Below are 1,467 nucleotides of genomic sequence, written 5' to 3'. Positions count from 1 at the left end.
CCGGCGGCGAAATAGACGAGGCCGGCGACGGCGAGCGCCAGGACGATCTGGAGCGCGAGGGCGCGAAGGGAGGTCTTTCGGGATTCAGCCATGGAGCCGCTTCCCGTTGAACGAGAAATCCGCGCGCCATCCCCTCTCCCCGCTGGGCGGGGAGAGGGCCGCGGGGACCTCGTCGTCCCTGCGGCAAGCGAAGGCGTCAGCCGCAGCGAGGGTGAGGGGGTGCCCCCGGAAGAGGCTCGTCCGAAGCCCCCCCCTCACCCTCGGCTGCCGCCTCGTTTCGGCCCCGGCGAGGGGGCCGAAACCCTCTCCCCGCAAGCGGGGAGAGGGGGAGTGCCACACGCCCCTCACCGGATCGGAGGCCCGTATTGCAGGCCGCCCTGGTTCCAGAGGGCATTCAGGCCGCGCGGGATCTTCAGCGGTGTCTGCGCACCGACATTGCGCTCGAACGCGTCGCCGTAATTGCCCACATGGCGGACGATCCGGTAGGCCCAGTCGGTGGTGAGGCCGAGGCCCTCGCCGTATTTGCCCTCGAGGCCGAGGATGCGCTTTGCGTCGGGGCTCAGCGCCGATCGGCGCATCTCCTCGACATTGGCCTGCGTGATGCCCGCCTCCTCGGCGTCGATCATGGCGTAATGGGTCCAGGCGACGAGATCGCGCCACTGGTCGTCGCCCTGGCGCACGCCGGGGGCGAACGGCTCCTTCGAGATCGCCTCGTCGAGGATGACGTGCTCGTCCGGATGCGCCGTCTTCAGGCGCTCGCCGTAGAGGGAGGACTTGTCGGTGGAATAGGCATCGCAGCGGCCGGATTCGTAGGCACCCAGCGTCTGCTCGCTATTGGCGAAGGTGACGACCTTGTAGGTCAGCCCCCGCGTGCGGAACCAATCGGCGAGGTTGAGCTCGGTGGTGGTGCCCTGCTGCAGGCAGATCGTCGCCCGGTCGAGCTGTTTCACCGACGCGATGTTCAGGGACTTGCGCACCAGGAACCCCTGCCCGTCATAGAAAGTGATGACCGGGAAGTTCATGGCGGCGGTGTCGCGCGACAGGGTCCAGGTGGTGTTGCGCGACAGGACGTCGATCTCGCCCGATTGCAGGGCGGTGAAGCGCGCGGCCGAGGATTGCGGGATGAACCGCACCTTGGCCGGATCGTCGAAGATCGCCGCGGCAAGCGCCCGGCAGAAATCCACGTCGAGCCCGCGCCACTGGCCCTGGCTGTCCGGAATGCTGAACCCCGCCACCCCGCCGCTGACGCCGCAGACGAGATGCCCCCGCGCCTTGACCCGGGCGAGGGTGCCTTGGGCGGAACCGTTCTGGGCGAGGGCGGGAGTGAGGCAGAACAGCATGATCCCTCCCACCCAAAACCTCATCCTGAGGTGCTTTCGCATCGCGAAAGCCTCGAAGGAGCCCTCCAGTCTGCCTTGCGATGACTGGAGGGCTCCTTCGAGGCCGCTCGCGCGGCACCTCAGGATG

General features: G+C 68.2%; 1 protein-coding gene. It reads right to left on the bottom strand.

The genetic code is table 11. From position 1 onward, the window contains the following. Nucleotides 1-344: 344 nt before the first annotated feature. The gene (locus MBTS_RS22675; protein ID WP_192216548.1) at nt 345-1,340 is read right to left on the bottom strand and encodes an amino acid ABC transporter substrate-binding protein; all 996 of its coding nucleotides are present in this window, start codon (nt 1,338-1,340) and stop codon (nt 345-347) included. Nucleotides 1,341-1,467 lie beyond the last annotated feature (127 nt).

This window comes from Methylobacterium bullatum (assembly GCF_014845095.1).
Classification (GTDB): domain Bacteria; phylum Pseudomonadota; class Alphaproteobacteria; order Rhizobiales; family Beijerinckiaceae; genus Methylobacterium; species Methylobacterium bullatum.
Note: the sequence above shows the minus strand (reverse complement) of the source record. Positions and strands in the feature narration are given on the sequence as shown.